10 protein-coding genes and 1 pseudogene are annotated in these 15,818 nt (G+C 68.8%); 4 read left to right on the top strand and 7 right to left on the bottom strand.

From position 1 onward, the window contains the following. Positions 1–238: 238 nt before the first annotated feature. The gene (locus tag OG254_RS47715; protein ID WP_405594311.1) at positions 239–1,423 is read right to left on the bottom strand and encodes a PucR family transcriptional regulator; all 1,185 of its coding nucleotides are present in this window, start codon (positions 1,421–1,423) and stop codon (positions 239–241) included. A 149-nt stretch (positions 1,424–1,572) separates the two neighbouring features. Here OG254_RS47715 and OG254_RS47710 point away from each other — a divergent pair, with 149 nt between their 5' ends. Beyond that, positions 1,573–3,060 carry a long-chain-fatty-acid--CoA ligase gene (locus OG254_RS47710; protein WP_405594309.1) on the top strand — a complete coding sequence of 496 codons (1,488 nt, stop codon included), beginning with the start codon at positions 1,573–1,575 and terminating at the stop codon, positions 3,058–3,060. Between the two features lie 172 nt (positions 3,061–3,232). Here OG254_RS47710 and OG254_RS47705 read toward each other — a convergent pair whose 3' ends face one another. The 4 genes from OG254_RS47705 to OG254_RS47690 all read right to left on the bottom strand — a co-directional run bounded on the left by OG254_RS47705 (position 3,233) and on the right by OG254_RS47690 (position 8,622). After that, positions 3,233–4,204, bottom strand: coding sequence for an ABC transporter substrate-binding protein (locus OG254_RS47705; protein ID WP_405594308.1), 972 nt, complete (start codon positions 4,202–4,204; stop codon positions 3,233–3,235). 59 nt (positions 4,205–4,263) lie between these two features. Beyond that, the gene (locus OG254_RS47700) at positions 4,264–5,067 is read right to left on the bottom strand and encodes a formylglycine-generating enzyme family protein (protein ID WP_405595622.1); all 804 of its coding nucleotides are present in this window, start codon (positions 5,065–5,067) and stop codon (positions 4,264–4,266) included. A gap of 83 nt (positions 5,068–5,150) precedes the next feature. Then, positions 5,151–7,520 carry an arylsulfatase gene (locus OG254_RS47695; RefSeq protein ID WP_405594306.1) on the bottom strand — a complete coding sequence of 790 codons (2,370 nt, stop codon included), beginning with the start codon at positions 7,518–7,520 and terminating at the stop codon, positions 5,151–5,153. A gap of 208 nt (positions 7,521–7,728) precedes the next feature. After that, the gene (locus OG254_RS47690) at positions 7,729–8,622 is read right to left on the bottom strand and encodes a LysR family transcriptional regulator (RefSeq protein ID WP_405594304.1); all 894 of its coding nucleotides are present in this window, start codon (positions 8,620–8,622) and stop codon (positions 7,729–7,731) included. Positions 8,623–8,921: 299 nt separating this feature from the next. Between OG254_RS47690 and OG254_RS47685 the strand changes: the two are divergent. Beyond that, positions 8,922–11,929: pseudogene (locus OG254_RS47685) on the top strand (family 16 glycoside hydrolase). Between the two features lie 117 nt (positions 11,930–12,046). Here OG254_RS47685 and OG254_RS47680 read toward each other — a convergent pair. Continuing rightward, positions 12,047–12,712 carry a DUF4097 family beta strand repeat-containing protein gene (locus OG254_RS47680; protein WP_405594302.1) on the bottom strand — a complete coding sequence of 222 codons (666 nt, stop codon included), beginning with the start codon at positions 12,710–12,712 and terminating at the stop codon, positions 12,047–12,049. A gap of 239 nt (positions 12,713–12,951) precedes the next feature. Between OG254_RS47680 and OG254_RS47675 the strand changes: the two genes are divergently transcribed. Further along, a complete protein-coding gene (locus tag OG254_RS47675; RefSeq protein ID WP_405594300.1) occupies positions 12,952–13,704 on the top strand; it encodes a helix-turn-helix domain-containing protein in 753 nt (250 codons plus the stop codon). A gap of 78 nt (positions 13,705–13,782) precedes the next feature. Here the strand turns inward: OG254_RS47675 and OG254_RS47670 are convergent, their stop codons facing one another. Then, complete coding sequence (locus OG254_RS47670; protein ID WP_405594298.1) at positions 13,783–14,067, bottom strand: hypothetical protein; 285 nt, start codon at positions 14,065–14,067, stop codon at positions 13,783–13,785. A gap of 263 nt (positions 14,068–14,330) precedes the next feature. On the opposite strand from OG254_RS47670, the gene OG254_RS47665 reads away from it, so the two are divergent. After that, on the top strand, positions 14,331–15,812 hold the full coding sequence (locus OG254_RS47665) for a glycoside hydrolase family 76 protein (RefSeq protein ID WP_405594296.1): 1,482 nt from the start codon (positions 14,331–14,333) through the stop codon (positions 15,810–15,812). The last annotated feature ends 6 nt before the right edge of the window (positions 15,813–15,818 follow it).

The raw sequence follows: 15,818 nt of genomic DNA, 5'->3' as shown, positions 1-15,818 counted from the left end.
GGCGTTCTCCTTGAGTGGGGTTGACCGGTGTGGGCGGAGAGTGGCGATCTTCTCCGGATGGGCTTCAGCGGCCGTCACACCCATTGACCCCAGAACGCATCCGAAATCATCGCCACGCCAACCACAAGTGGCCCTGGCCACCCGAATGCCACGGCCGAACGACCAATCGCAGGAGACAAATGCGCGCGCCGACGGGAGCTTCCCCATGGGGAAGTCACCTAAGGCTCACTGAATGGCGTCACCGAATGACGTCACCGAATGACGTGCCCGCCCGGCGGACCGCCAGGAGCGCCACGCGGATGTCCGCCGCCGCTCGCGGATCGGACAGGGAGCGGTCCGTCAGATCCTCGACCCGGCGCAGCCGGTAGCGGACGGTGTTGGGGTGGACGAAGAGGGTGCGCGCCGCGTCCGTGGCGGAGCCGGCGGCGGCGTACCAGTGCTCCAGGGTCTCCAGGAGGCGGGCACGCTCCGCGGCCGGGAGGTCGAGCAGGGGCTGGAGAACCACCTCCACCAGGTGCGCCGCCTCGGCCGGGGCGGCGGCGACGACCATGGCCAGCGGGTCGTCGTCGAACCGTGCGACGCCGGGGCCGGTGCCTGGGAGGCCGTCCAGGGCCAGACGGGCGAAGCGCAGGGCCTGGGGGGTGTCCCGCAGTGAGTGAAAGCAGGGGCTGATGCCTACGCGGGCGTCCGCGCGGCGCAGGATGCGCAGGCAGGTGCTCTCCGCGGTCGTCGTGGGCAGGGCGGCCAGACCGATCTGCTGGTCGGGCAGCAGCCGCCAGGCGAAGTGGATCTGGGCCTGGCGCAGCGCCGCTTCCGTCCCCGCCAGCGGCTCCTCGCCGGGAGCGTCGGTGGCCGCAGCGGCGACCACGTAGGGCCCACGGTCGGGCAGCCCCAGCTCGCGGGCGGCCTCCCACAGGGTGCGGTCGGCGATGACGCCGGTGAACAGCGCCTCCACCAGTGCCGAGCGGCGGGCCTGACGCCGCGAGGTCAGCTCGGCGCTGGTCTCCCGGTAGGCGGCCGCCACCGCCTCCGCGTAGCGGCCGAACAGGGCCCAGATCTCCGCGGACTGGGACACAAGTTGGGTGTCGGTGACCTCGGGATGGGTGCGTGCCTCGGCGAGGACCTCCGTCCACAGGAGTTCGAAGCCGATCCGGTACGCGTGCAGGGTGTCCGCCAGCGGCACGCCCTGCTCGGCGCGCAGGCGCCCGGTCTCCCGGGCCGGGCTCGGGTCCTGCCTGCCCCCGCGGCCGAGCTGGTTCAGGAGCAGGTCCGCGTTGGCGGTGCAGGAGCGGCGCAGCGAGTCGAAGGGGATCAGCGACTCGTCCTTGTAGGCATCGACGTCCGAGCGAATACGCTGCGCCATCCGCTCGCCCAGTTCCGGCAGCCTTGCGTGCAGCGCCGAAACCACCCCTGAGAGGTCCATTCCCGCAGCGTAACGCCCCTGTTTTGTTCTCGGGAACAATCCGGGAGGGCAGATGATGTCAGACGGCACATAGGCCGCCGCCGGGGACATCTGCACGATGTCGTCAGTGTGAACAGCGGATTTCGACGGCGACGTTCGTGGAGGCGGTCATGGCCAATCTGGCTCAGTTCCTGGTGGAGACGGCACGGCGGCAGCCGGACCGCCCCGCGCTGCGGCTGGGGGGCCAGGTCACCAGCTACGCGGAGCTGGACGAGCGCAGTGCCCGCGCCGCCGCACTGTTGCGGGCCGAGGGGGTGCAGCCCGGCGACCGGGTCGCCCTGATGCTGCCCAACGTTCCCGAGTTCGTCGTCCTGTACTACGGCGTGCTACGCGCCGGAGCGGTCGTCGTGCCGATGAACCCGCTGCTGAAGACCCGCGAGACCGAGTACCACCTGCGCGACTCGGGCGCCAAGATGCTCTTCGAGTGGCACCAGGGTCCGGGCGAGGGCGCGCAGGGCGCGGCCGGCGCCGGAGTGCGGCACATGGCCGTCGAGCCTGCCGCCTTCGCGGGCCTGCTGGCCAGTCATGAACCGCTGCCCGAGGTGAGCGAGCCGGACGGCGAGGACGTGGCCGTCCTGCTGTACACCTCAGGCACCACCGGCCGCCCCAAGGGTGCCACGCTCACCCACACCGGGCTACGGCACAACACCGAGGTCAACGCGGTCGAAGTGCAGCGGATGACAGCGGACGACGTGGTCGTGGGCTGTCTGCCGCTGTTCCACATCTTCGGCCAGATCTGCACGATGAGCGTGACCGTCCGCACCGGTGCCACTCTCACCCTGATCCCCCGCTTCGACCCGCAGACCGTGCTGGACGCCATCGCCCGCGACCGGGCGACGATCTTCGAGGGCGTACCGACCATGTATGCGGCTCTGCTCCAGCACCCGTCTCAGGCCGACGTCTCCACGCTGCGGATGTGCGTCTCCGGCGGGGCCTCGCTGCCGGTGGAGATCCTGCACGGCTTCGAGCGGCGCTTCGGCTGCGTGGTGCTGGAGGGGTTCGGCATGTCCGAGACGAGTCCGGTGGTCACCTTCAACCACCCCGACCGGCCCCGCAAGGCCGGGTCCATCGGCACTCCGATCAAGGACGTGGAGGTACGGCTCCTCGACGACAAGGGCCAGGACGTGGCCCCCGGCGAGATAGGCGAACTGGCCGTCCGCGGGCCGAACGTGATGAAGGGGTACTGGAAGCGCCCGGAGGAGACGGCGGCCACCATCCCGGACGGCTGGCTGCGCAGCGGCGACCTCGCGCGCCAGGACGAGGACGGCTACCTGTACATCGTCGACCGCAAGAAGGACATGATCATCCGCGGCGGCTACAACGTCTACCCGCGCGAGATCGAGGAGGTGCTCCACGAGCACCCGGCCGTCGCGCTGGCCGCGGTGGTGGGCGTGGCCGACGCACATCTGGGCGAGGAGATCGCGGCCGCGGTGGTGCTGCGCCCGAAAGCGCAGGCCACGCCGGACGAGCTCCGGCAGTTCGTGAAGGAGCGGGTGGCGGCGTACAAGTACCCGCGCGAGGTATGGCTCGTGGACGCCCTGCCGACCGGCCCCAGCGGCAAGATCCTCAAGAGGGAGATCACCGCGCCGGCGGGGTGAGCCGGCAGCGACGCCGGCCCCCGCGGGACGCGGGGCCCGGCGTCCCGCTCATGTTCCAGGTCCGCCGCCACCGCAGCACCGACCGGACGCTGAGACAGCTGAGACACCGCAGCGGACAACCAGCCCTCCGTGCCCCCCCCCCGCCCCCGGAGTTGCTGATCACAGGCTGGCGCTACCCGAGCCACGCCTTCACCTCGTCGGGGTGTGCCGCGACCCACTTCTTCGCCGCCGCCTGCGGTGTCATCTTGTCGAGCGCGATGTACTTGGCGACGGTGTTCTGGTCGTCGTTGGTCCAGGTGAAGTTCTTCACCAGGTCGTAGGCCGGGCTGCCGGATTTCGCGAAACGGGTGCTGACGATCTTGTCGAGGTCGAACACGGGGTAGTCGCAGGCGACCTTCGCGGGATCGGTGTCGCAGCCCGCCGTGTGCTGGGGCAGATCGATGTGGACCAGCGGCACCTCCGAGAAGAGCCACTGTGGCTCGTAGAAATAGCCGATCACCCACCTCTTGTTCTTCTCGGCGTCCCGGAAGGCCTGGATCAGGGCGGTCTCACTGCCCGCGTACACCACCTTGAAGTCCAGTTTCAGGTTCTTCACCAGGGCTTCGTCGTTGGTCTGGTACGACGGGTCACCGTCAAGGAGTTGGCCCTTGCTGCCGGACTCGGAGGTCTTGAACTTCGCGGCGTACTTGTCGAGGTTCTGCCAGTCGGTGATGTCCGGGTACTTTTTCGCGATCCACGGGGGGATGTACCAGCCGATGATTCCCTTGTTGCCGGTCGGGCCGAGGTTGACGGCTGTCTTCTGCTCGGTGATGTACTTCTTCTTCAGGTCGTCGTGGCCCCAGTTCTCCACGATGGCGTCGACCTCGCCCGTCTCGAAGCCCTGCCAGCCGATTTCCGCCTTCAGATCCTTCTGGACGACGTTGCAGCCGAGTTCCTTCTCCGCGACGTGGGCGATGACCGCCGCGTTCGCCTCATAGCCCACCCACGGGCTGACCGCGAGGTTGAGGGTGCCGCACTCGCCCGGACCACCGCCCGCCGCGGAGGTGCCCTCGCCGACCTTCGCCCCGCTGCACGCACTCAGGGTGAGACCGAGTACGGCCGTCGCCGCGGCGCCGGAGCGCCACCTTCTTGCTCGTTGTGCCATGGTCCTGCTCCTTGTGCGCCGGGCGCCTCGCGCCGTGCGGATGGTGGGGTGAGGAGGGGTCAGTTCATGTCCAGGGCACACCGGAACCCGACGTTGCCGGTCGCCGAGTCCGGAAAGAGGCCCTGTCTCGCGGCGACCCGGTAGCGGCGGCAGTAGGAGGCGTGGCAGAGGTAGGAGCCGCCCTTGGTGACGCGTCGGTCTCCGCCGCGGGAGGGGGAGAACGGGTCCTCGCACCACTCCCAGACGTTGCCGGTGGCGTTGTACAGGCCGAAGCCGTTGGGCTCGAAGGCGCGGACGGGGCAGGTGCCGTACCAGCCGTCGGCGGTGGGGTGCCGGTTCGGGAAGTCGCCCTGCCACACGTTCATCCGGGGGCGACCGCCGGGCTCGAAGTCGTCGCCCCAGGGGAACACCTTCGCGTGCAGGCCCCCTCGGGCGGCGCGTTCCCACTCCGCCTCGGTGGGCAGGCGTTTGCCGGCCCAGGCGCAGTAGGCGCGGGCGTCGTCCCAGTCGACGTGGATGACGGGATGATCCGGCCGGGTCTCCCAGGCGGAGTGCGGTCCGTCGGGACAGCGCCAGTCGGCGCCCTCGACCTGGCGCCACCAGGGGGCGGCCGCCACCGCCCGAGTGGGCGGGAAGTCGTCCGGGAGCAGCCCGGCGAAGACGAACGACCAGCCGATGCGCTCGGCGGAGGTGCGGTATCCGGTTTCGGCGGCGAACTGCGCGAACTGTGCGTTGGACACCGTGCAGGCGTCGATCCAGAAGGCGTCGACATACACCGTGCGCACCGGGCCTTCGCCGTCGGCCGGATAGGCGAGTCCGTCCTGGCTGCCCATGAGGAACGGGCCGGCCGGGACCGCCACCATGCCCTCGGGCGTGGCCTGCCGGGCGGAGAACGGCGGGGGCTGCGCCCTGTCCGCAGCCCGGTCGCCGGACGGCGTGCAGCAGCTCACTGCGCCCCCATCACACGCCGGTGCAGTCCCCCGTCGAACTCGGACGACGCGCCGCCCCGGTCGTCCAGGTCGTCCAGGTCGATGCGCACGGTGTGAATCGTGCCGGTGAACTCGTTGTCGAGGGCGGGATAGTCGTCGGTCACCGGGGTGCTCAGGTCGACTCCGACGTCGAGTGTCTCGTCGAAGGAGAAGTAGTACGGGATGGTCCGCGCGACCCGTCCGCTCGCGTGCTTCTCGCCGTCCACCAGGAGCACAGCGGTTCCGCCCTTGCCGAGCCCTCCGCCGTCGTAGCCGAATTCGAGCCGGATCTCGTGCCGTCCGGGCGCCAGGGGCTCTTCGCCGCGCACGGTGTACAGGTTCATGCCGAAGTAGTTGTAGGCGTAGGCCGGCCTGCCGTCGGTGACGTACAGGCTCCAGCCGCCGAATCGGCCGCCCTGCGAGATGATCACGCCGTCGGCGTCCGTGTCCGGCAGGTCGACGTCCGCGGTGATGCTGTGCGAGCGGTTCTTGACGTTGAGGGTGGTCTCCTCGGTGAACCGCCGCATCCCCGCGCGGTAGGTGATGGACGTCCGCTCGCCGAGCAGATCGATACGGCCCGCCACCGCGGGGTTCTCCCGTTCCGTGACCCGGTCGTCGAGGGGGAAGACCTGGTACTTCGCCGCCTCGATCAGGAACAGGTCCTGCAACTGCCGTAGCTTCTCGGGGCGTTGGGCGGCGAGGTCGCGCGCCTGGCTCCAGTCGTGGTCGACGTCGTAGAGCTCCCAGACGTCGTCGGTGAAGCGCCGGTTGTTGTCCGGCACCATCTCCCAGGGGATGCCGTGCCGGGTGACCGCCATCCAGCCGTTGTGATAGATGCCCCGGTTGCCGCACATCTCGAAATACTGGGTCCGGCGATGCTCGGTCGCGGCGGGGTCGGTGAGCGTGCGCTGCATGGTCGTGCCCTCGATGGGCTGCTGGGGCACCCCGTCCACACTGAACGGCGCCGGGATTCCCGCGCAGTCCAGAATCGTCGGCAGGATGTCGATCACGTGCGAGAACTGGTGACGCAGCCCGCCACGCTCGGGGACCCCTCGCGGCCAGTGCAGGACCATGCCGTCGCGGGTGCCGCCGAAATGCGAGGCCACCTGCTTGGTCCACTGGTAAGGGGTGTTCAGGGCCAGCGCCCATCCCGCCGGTGCGATCGGGTAGCTGAGGGGTCCTCCGATCTCGTCCAGGTGGTCGATCATCTCGTCCGGGTCGTCGACCACGCCGTGCCCGAGCCGGTGCTCGACGATCGTCCCCTCGATGCCGCCCTCGCCCGAGGCACCGTTGTCGCCCAGGATGTAGAGGACGATGGTGTTGTCCAGCTCGCCGAGCTCCTCCAGTGCGTCGAGGAACCTGCCCACCTGGACATCGGCGTGCTCGGTGAATCCGGCGAACGTCTCCATGAAGCGGGCCGACAACCGCCGCTGGTTGTCGCTGAGTTCGTCCCAGTGGGGAACGCCGTCCGGCCAGGGCGCGAGCTCCGTCTGAGGGGGTACGACGCCGAGTTCCTTCTGCCGCCCGAGGGTCATCTCCCGCTGCCGGTCCCAGCCTTGGTCGAAGCGGCCACGGTACTTCTCCTGCCATGCCCGTCCGACGTGCAGCGGCGCGTGCGCGGCGCCCAGTGCGAGGTAGGTGAAGAACGGCCGGTCCGGAGTCAGCGTGCGCTGGGTGCGCACCCAGTCGATGGCGTGGTCGACGAGGTCCTCCGAGAGGTGGTAGCCGTCCTCGGGGCGGCGATCCGGCTCGACGGGAGTGGTGCCCTGGTACAGCAGCGGGTACCAGTGGTTCATTTCGGCGCCCATGAAGCCGTAGAAGGTGTCGAACCCCTCCCCCGTCGGCCAGCGGTCGAACGGGCCGACGGGACTGATCTCGCGTGGCGGGGTCTGGTGCCACTTGCCGAAGGCGGCCGTGCTGTAGCCGTTGCCCTGCAGGATCTGGGCCATGGTCGCCGCGCTGCGCGGCCGGAATCCGTTGTATCCGGGGGCCGCGGTGGTCATCTCGGTGGTGCCGCCCATGCCGACCGAGTGGTGGTTGCGTCCGGTCAGCAGGGCCTGGCGGGTGGGCGAGCAGAGGGCCGTCACATGGAAGCGCGTGTAGCGCAGGCCGTTGTCCGCGAGTCGGTCCGCGGCCGGCATCTCGCACGGTCCACCGAACGCGCTGGAGGTGCCGAAGCCGAGGTCGTCGACGAGCACGATCACCACGTTCGGGGCGCCCTCGGGCGCAGGGACCGGGCCGATGGGGGTGAAGGCGGTGTCCTGGTCGTGTACGTCCATCGCGGCCGTCAGCGGCCGGCGGGTATCCGGCCGCGGAAGTATGTGCCGTCCCGCGTCGAACTCAGTCATTCAATTCTCCGATTCGGTGGCCCGGCGGGGAAAAGACACCCTCTTTTTCGCAGCCTGAGTACCGGCGTTGCAGGGCATTAATGGGGTCCTCTGAAATGCCCCGACCTGCGATGCAGTCAAGGTGTCAGTCACTGCCGGAGCCGGTCAACGAGGTCGCTCGGATTCACGTGAACCGGTTCTGAATGAAGGCGGTAGAGATTCTCTATACCTACTGGATATGCCCGTCCCGGGCGGATGAGGACGCCAGGTCCACGAACGCCTGGGCGGCTGGGGACAGTTGACCCGACCGCCAGACCAGCCGGCCTTGGCGCAGCAGCCGCGGACGATGGGACAGCATCCGCGCCCCGCGCAGTGCGGCGTCCCGGGCCATGGAAGCGGGCAGTACGGCGGCGCCGACGCCGGAGAGGACGAGCGGCACGATCATCGCGCGGTGTGCGGTCTCCACCGCGATGCGTGGTGCGACACCCAGTGCGGTGCACACGTCGTCGACCGCCGCCCGGGTCTCGGTGCCCGGCGGTGTCACGATCAGGTCCAGGGCCGTCAGTTGACGTGAGGTGATGGTGGCGCCCGCCGGATGCGGGTGGTCGGCGGGCAGCACCACATGCATCTCCTGCTCCGGCAGGTCGATCCCGCTGAGGTCCGCCGTGGGCACCGAGGCGTCCACCAGACCGAGTTCGCACTGCCCGGCCACGACCATCTGCGCCACGGCAGGCCCCCGCTCCGGATCGACCACGCGCACGCTGACCTTGGGATACGCGCGATGGAAGCGGCCCAGCATGTCGGCCAGAGGGTCGACGGAAAGGGTCGTCTGCGAAACGATGTCGAGCCTCCCGCCGCTGAGCCCGAGGACCTCCCGCACCAGTGAACCCGCCGTGAACAAGTCACGCAGGACCTGCCGGGCCGGCCGCACCAGCGCCTCACCGGCCGGGGTGAGAGAGACACCCTGCGCGAGCCGGTGAAAGAGCTTCCCGCCGCATTCGCGCTCCAGAGTGCGGATGGCATGCGACAGCGAAGGCTGCGCTACGTGGAGTGCGTTGGCCGCGGCCGTGAAACCGCCGTGCTCGACGACCGCGATGAAGTACTCCAGCTGACGTCGTTCCATCGGATCTCCGTCGATTCTCCGCACGTCCAAGGGCGCCAACGCGCCTACCGCCCACCGCACGCGCCGGCGGGCGGACGGCAGGCGGACGGCAGACACAGTCTGCATCGACCGGCCGTCCGGTGCGGAACCGGCTCACGCATCGGACTTTGAACCGACTGATGACAAAGTATGGACGCGCTCGGCAAAAGTCCCCTACGGTATCGGCGCAACCGCACGAGTACCACCTCTGCGCGCTCCCCGCGCAGTGGTATCTCGACCGGAGTGCGATCCGGCGGCCTCCGGTCCGTTCTGGAGGACCGATGCATTCACGGTTGTTCCGCCGCGCCCGAAGACGACTCACCCCCCTGCTTCTCGGAGGCTTCCTTGCCGGGGGCGTGTTAGCGGCACCCCCGTCCGTCGCCGCCCCCGATGACATCCCACCCCAGGAACCGGGAGTGACTCTGCGGGTGTTCGACACCCAGGTTCCGCTCAGCAAACTGTGCACGCTCAAGCCGGGCCAGACCCCCAACCACGACAAGCTGATGCCGACCGTGGACTGGTCCACGACCGCCGACTTCGGCGGCTTCGCCGACAACTTCACCGCCGAAGCGTCCGGCTACCTCGTCGTTCCCGACGACGGGTCCTACACCTTCCGCCTGACCAGCGACGACGGCTCGCGGCTGACCATCGACGACCGGACTGTCATCGACCACGACGGACTGCACGCCGCCGAGCCGAAGGACGGATCCGTCCAACTCGCGGCCGGATCCCATCCGTTCCGCATCGACTACTTCGAGCGGGGCGGTGAGCAGCGCCTCGCGCTGGCGTGGAAGCCACCGGCCGCGGACGACTTCACCACCGTGCCGAGCGAGGCACTGAGCACCGACGCCGGAGTAGTACGGGTCACCGCCCCCGGACGCAAGGAGTGCGAGTCGGGAGCGGACAGTCCGGGCGACGGTCTGCCGCTGACCGACGTACGCCCCGACCTCACCCTCACCGACCTCCGCCCGGACGGCTTCGAGCCCCAGGTCACCGGCATGGACTGGCTTCCCGACGGCCGCCTGGCCATCACCACCTGGGGCGGCTCGCAGACCACACGGGCGAGGTGTACCTCCTCGACAACGTCACCGGCACCACGAGTCGCGACAAGGTGACCGTGAAGAAGGTGGCGAGCGGGCTGCGCGAGCCCATGGGCATCAAGTACGTCGACGGCTCGCTGTACGTGTCGCAGAAGCACGAGCTGACCCAACTGGTCGACAGCGACCGGGACTTCGTCGCCGACGAGTACCGCACCGTCGCCACATGGCCCTACGGCGGCAACTTCCACGAGTTCGCCTTCGGACTGCTCTACCGCGACGGCTACTTCTACGTGAACCTGTCCGTCGCCATCAACTACGGCGGCGCGACCACGACTCCGCAGCCGGCACCCGGCCGCGGAACCACGTACAAGATCAGCAAGAAGACTGGGAAGATCCAGCCGATCGCAGGCGGCCTGCGTACCCCCAACGGCATCGGCTGGGGCCCCGGCGGCGACATCTTCACGACCGACAACCAAGGCGGCTGGCTGCCCGCGTCCAAGCTGGTCCACATCAAGCAGGACCGCTTCTTCAACCACTACACCGAGCCCTCGGGCCCCTTCGACGACCGGTCGGTGACCGAACCCGTGCTGTGGCTGCCACAGAACGAGATCGCCAACTCCCCCAGCACACCGCTGTACTTGACCAAGGGCCGGTTCGCCGGGCAGATGCTCCTCGGTGACGTCACCTACGGCGGGCTCCAGCGTGCCTATCTGGAGAAGGTGAAGGGCCAGTACCAGGGCGCCGTGTTCCGCTATACGCAGGGACTCGAAGCCGGCGTCAACCGCATCACCATGGGCCCCGACGGAGCCGTCTACGCGGGCGGGCTCGGCGCCGACGGCAACTGGGGCCAGGAAGGAAAGCTGAAGTTCGGCCTCCAGAAACTGACACCCAACGGCGGCAACACCTTCGACATCAAGGAGATGCGCGCCGTCCCCGGTGGCTTCGACCTGGAGTACACCCAGCCGCTGTCCCCGGCCACCGCGGAGAAGCTGGCCTCCAGCTACCAGGCCGAACAGTGGCGCTACACCCCCACAACGGACTACGGAGGTCCGAAGATCGCCGAGGAGCGGCTGAACGTCCGCTCGGCGACGCTCGCCGATGACGGGCGCACGGTCTCCCTACGCCTTGACGGGCTCAAGCCGGGCCGCGTCGTGCACGTCCGTTCACCACGCCCCTTCGCGTCCGCGTCCGGTGAGGCGCTGTGGAGCACGGAGGCCTGGTACACGCTCAACGCCGTGCCGGGCAAGGAGCCGCCACCCGCGACGTCGTACGAGGCCGAGGAGGCGCGGCTGACCGGGACGGCCGGCATCAACACCGACCACACCGGCTACTCGGGCAGCGGCTTCGTCGATCGCTACGGCACCGAGGGCAAGGCCGCCACCACCTTCGACGTGACCGTCCCCGAGGCCGGCGACTACGACGTGAACCTGCGCTACTCCAACGGGCCCAACCCCTTCCAGGGCACCAAGTCCCTCTCCTTGTACGCCAACGGGCAGAAGCTGCGACAGGCCAAGCTCGCCTCGACCGGCAACTGGGACACCTGGTCGACGCAGACCGAACGCGTTGCTCTCCGCGAAGGCCGAAACACCATCGCCTACCGCTTCGACTCCGGCGACTCCGGTCACGTCAACCTGGACCTGATCACCGTCCGCCCGCACGGCGCCCGGGTCACTCTCTTCGACGGCACCGCGACATCCCTCAGTCAGTGGCAGCACACGGACGGACGCACCGTGGAATGGCCGCTGACCGACGAGCAGTCGATGGAGGTGTGCTGCGGCGACATCCGCACCAAGGACGCCTACCAGGACTTCAAGCTGCACGTGGAGTTCCGCGTCCCGCTCCTGCCGGACGACGTGACCGGTCAGGACCGTGGCAACAGCGGCGTCTACTTCCAGGACCGCTACGAGCTTCAGATCCTCGACTCGTTCGGTGACACGACGCTCGACACGAACGAAGCCGGAGCGATCTACCTGAAGAAGGCTCCGGACATCAACGCGGCCACAGCACCCGAGACCTGGCAGAGCTACGACGTCAGCTTCCGAGCGGCCCGCTTCGACGCCGACGGCACCAAGACGGCCGACGCGCGGGTCACCGTCGTCTGGAACGGCGAGAAGATCCACGACGACATCGCGATCGACGGCCCGACCGGCGGCGGCCGCCCGGAGGGACCGTCAGCCGGGGCCATCCGCCTCCAGGACCACGGCAACAAGGTGCGCTACCGCAACATCTGGGTGGAACCGCTGAACTGAATTCACCAGAACCGCGAAGTACGGGGAGAGCTGAGGCGCGCCTACAACGCTGTAGGCGCGCCTTCACTCTGCTCCGGATCCGGAAAGCGGCTTTCTGGCTGGCGCTGCGCTGAGCTGTCAGAGGCTGCGGGCGGTGATGTCGCCGTGAGCGGTCGTGGCGCGGATGTCGAGTTCCGCGGTGCCGTCGTTCTTCAGGGCGTTGCTGACACGGCCGTAGCCGGTGCCGGCGTCCAGGGTGGCCGAGACGCCGGCGGCGGCGCCGACAGTGATGTCACCGGACTGGGTGCTCAGTTCGAGCGTGCCGCGTACGGCTTCGGTGATCCGGATGTCACCGCGTGCGGTGCTGATCTGCGAGGAGCCGGTGAGGCGGCCGATCTCGACGTCGCCGTCGGTCGCGGTGAGACGGACGCCCGCGGCCTCGTCGATCTTGATCTGGCGGTAGGCGCCCTCGAAGGCGATGTCGCCGAGGCGGCCGACGCCGCGCAGTTCGGCGCTGGCGGTCCGGGCCTCGATGCGGGAGCCGGTGGGGAGTTGGAGCGTGATCTCCACGGATCCGGAGGGGCCGAAAAGCTGGTTGTCGGGCTCGGGGGTGTGGATCCGCAGGATGCCATCGGTGTAGGCGACGGTGGCCTGTTCGGCGGTCTTGACGTCGCGGCTCTTGGCGGGGTTGGCGGGCAGGACCTCGACGGTGGTGTCGTTGCGGTCGGCGGCGATGATCTGGATACGTCCGGCGGGGATGTTCAGGACGGCGGAGATCGGGGCGGGGGTGTCGAACTTCTGCATCGTGTTCTCCTGCACTCGCTGGTCGTTTCTGATGCAGGAAACGCTACGTTGCTTTCCATACGGCGACAACTGATTCGTTGCAAGGAAGCAAGATACACGCAGGTCAGGCAGTCCATTTCATTGCAACGAACCCGAAAGTAACGCAACGACAGCCACTGCAATCATTGCAATGGATTGGAGGTGAACGCTATGGTGGGAGGAGTCAGGGACCACCACGCAGGAGAACCGAGGAGATCGCGATGCCGGGAGGCAGGCTCACCCAGTCCGAACGCCGCCAGATCGCGCTGGGGCTGGCCGACAACCTCCCCTACGCCGAGATCGCCCGGCGTCTGGAGCGTCCGACCTCGACCATCACGCGTGAGGTGATGCGCAACGGCGGCCCCACCGCCTACCGCGCCGACCTCGCCCACCGCGCCACCGAGCACCGCGCCCGCCGGCGCAGGCCCGCCGCCCCCCGCGGGCCGCAGTCAGCACCCGCGCCGCACGGGCGTGATGCCGAGGCCGTGACCGCGTACGAGGAGACGCTCACCACCGTCCTCATGGCCTCGGGCCTGCCCAAGATGACGGCCCGGGTGCTGACCTGCCTGTTCACCAGCGACGCCGGCAGCCTCACCGCATCCCAGCTCGCCCAGCACCTCCAGGTCAGCCCCGCCTCCATCTCCAAAGCCATCGCTTTCCTGGAGAGCCAGAGCCTCGTCCGCCGTGAGCGCGACGAACGCCGCCGCGACCGCTACATCGTCGACGACGAACTCTTCTACCAAGCCACCATCGCCAGCGCCCGGGCCAACGACCAGCTCGTCGAAACCGCCCGCCAGGGCGTCACCGTCCTCGGCCCCGACACCCCCGCCGCCGCCCGCCTGGAGAACATCGCCCGCTTCCTCGACTTCATCAGCGAAAGCATCACCCGCGCCGCCGAGCAAGCCCGCGAAGTCCTCCACACCAAACCCCGAACAGCCCCGGACGACACCACCCAGCCAACCCCGGACCGCTGACAGGCAGCCGTCCCGCCGCCTGTTCAGTCCTCCGTCGTCGGTGACCCGGCTGAATCGCCCGGCACCCGCCCCAGTCCGCTACGCATGTGCCACGACCTCACCAGCCGTGACCTGGGGCGGATTAGGAAGCAGAGTGGCCAGGCGGTCCCGTACGAAGTCGCTCGCCCTGGCGGTCGACTGCTCGGCGCCGGCCCGGTCCTGGAAGACGCTCGTCGACAACATGACCCCGCCGCCGGCATCGACCCAGTAGTAGGCCACGAAGCCCTCGACCTGGCCAAGGAGCGGCACGAACTCCTCGTTCACCACGCGTCCCGCCTCAGCGGGATCCGTCACCCCTTCGTACCGCCGAACCACTGCGTACATGACTGATCTCCTCAAGGAACGAGAGGCCGAAAGGAACGCGCTGCCGAAAATCCGCGCATACGGGGTACCCCACGCAGCACCCACAGCGTGCGCCAGCCCGCCGCAGTTCACCGGAAAGGGCCCCACCCGTGGTCCGAACGGAGGAGCGAACCCGGCAACTCCCTTACGCACCAGGCCCATTGACGCTCCCACTCCCCGCCATTACCTTCTGAGAGCGCTCTCACATTCAACCTTCAGCAGGCGTTGCCTGGCAGGGAGGCCCCATGACTCCCGTACGAAGGAACCACAGGTCTTTTTCCGTCCGACGGTCGGCCGCGGGGTTCGCCCTGGCGCTCCTCGTGGGCCTCACCCTTCACACAACGTCCGCCGTCGGTGTGACCCCGACCGCAGCCATCTGCAACAAGTACTGCGATGCCCGTGACCCCGCCCTCTCCCCCGACGACCGCACGCCGGTGACGGCTACCGTCCACGGGCGGTCGATCCTCCTTCACTTCGACGACGCCGACGCGATGGGCTGGGCGTCCCTCGGCAACGGCAGCCCGGGCGACGAGGTGTGGCTCGACCGCTCCTTCGACGGCGGCCGTACCTGGAGCTCCGGCAGCAAGCTCGGCGACACCACCGTTCCCTCGGGTCAACGGGGCTGGCGCACGCTCATGTACAACGTGGACGACTGGAACAACCACGGCATCGGTGCCCTGCGTGCCTGCGGCAAAGCAGGCGATCGCACCGAGATCGCCTGTACCTCGTGGGCCCGCACCACCTGGAACGCGGGCGATCGACGCACCGCGGCGGCCACCGGCCTGATGACCTTCTACAATTACTCGACCGGCCTGTTCGACACCACCGGGTGGTGGAACTTCGCCAATGCCCTGACCTCGGTGATCGACAACATCCGTGTGTCGGGGATGGGCAGTTACTCGTACGCGATCTCCCGCACCTACGACCTGAATGTGAACGCGCAGGACGGGCAGTTCCGCAACGACTACATCGACGACACCGGATGGTGGGGGCTTGCGTGGGTCGCCGCGTATGACCTGACCGGCGACCGCCGCTACCTCGACACCGCTCGCACCGACGCCGACCACATGGCTGCGTACTGGGACAGCACCTGCGGCGGCGGAGTGTGGTGGAGCACGGCGAAGACCTACAAGAACGCCATCGCCAACTCCCTCTACATCCAGCTCAACGCGGCCCTGCACAACCGGATCCCGGACGACACGACGTATCGGGAGCGGGCCCGTGCCGGTTGGTCCTGGTTCCAGGGCACCGGCATGATCAACGGCTCGAATCTCGTCAACGACGGTATCGACCTGGCCACTTGCCGCAACAACGGGCAGCCGGTCTGGTCCTACAACCAAGGGGTCCTGCTCGGCGCCCTCACCGAGCTGCACCGGGCCACGGGGGACGGCGCACTGCTCACCCGCGCACGGCAGATCGCCAACGCCGCCACCACAACGTCCTCCCTCCACACGGCCGACGGCATCCTGCGCGACCCCTGCGAGGGTGGCGACTGCGGCGCCGACGGGCCGTCCTTCAAGGGCGCGCATGTGCGCGGACTGGGCAGACTCAACGCCGCCCTGTCGGACCACCCCTACACCACCTATCTGCAACGCCAGGCGGACCGCGCCCACACGAGCGACCGCAACGCCCTCGATCAGTACGGACTGCGCTGGTCGGGCCCGCTCGACAAGGTGGACGCGGCACGGCAGCAGAGCGCCCTCGATCTGCTCAACACGGCGCCGTAGCAGACG

Origin of the sequence: Streptomyces sp. NBC_01092 (assembly GCF_045039535.1) — a bacterium.
GTDB lineage: Bacteria > Actinomycetota > Actinomycetes > Streptomycetales > Streptomycetaceae > Streptomyces.
This window is presented reverse-complemented; position numbering and strand designations above follow the sequence as displayed.

Coding starts and splice junctions, on each gene's coding strand:
- OG254_RS47715 (WP_405594311.1), bottom strand. CDS start 1,423: ATGGACCTCTCAGGGGTGGTTTCGGCGCTGCACGCAAGGCTGCCGGAA.
- OG254_RS47710 (WP_405594309.1), top strand. CDS start 1,573: ATGGCCAATCTGGCTCAGTTCCTGGTGGAGACGGCACGGCGGCAGCCG.
- OG254_RS47705 (WP_405594308.1), bottom strand. CDS start 4,204: ATGGCACAACGAGCAAGAAGGTGGCGCTCCGGCGCCGCGGCGACGGCC.
- OG254_RS47700 (WP_405595622.1), bottom strand. CDS start 5,067: ATGGTGGCGGTCCCGGCCGGCCCGTTCCTCATGGGCAGCCAGGACGGA.
- OG254_RS47695 (WP_405594306.1), bottom strand. CDS start 7,520: ATGACTGAGTTCGACGCGGGACGGCACATACTTCCGCGGCCGGATACC.
- OG254_RS47690 (WP_405594304.1), bottom strand. CDS start 8,622: ATGGAACGACGTCAGCTGGAGTACTTCATCGCGGTCGTCGAGCACGGC.
- OG254_RS47680 (WP_405594302.1), bottom strand. CDS start 12,712: ATGCAGAAGTTCGACACCCCCGCCCCGATCTCCGCCGTCCTGAACATC.
- OG254_RS47675 (WP_405594300.1), top strand. CDS start 12,952: ATGCCGGGAGGCAGGCTCACCCAGTCCGAACGCCGCCAGATCGCGCTG.
- OG254_RS47670 (WP_405594298.1), bottom strand. CDS start 14,067: ATGTACGCAGTGGTTCGGCGGTACGAAGGGGTGACGGATCCCGCTGAG.
- OG254_RS47665 (WP_405594296.1), top strand. CDS start 14,331: ATGACTCCCGTACGAAGGAACCACAGGTCTTTTTCCGTCCGACGGTCG.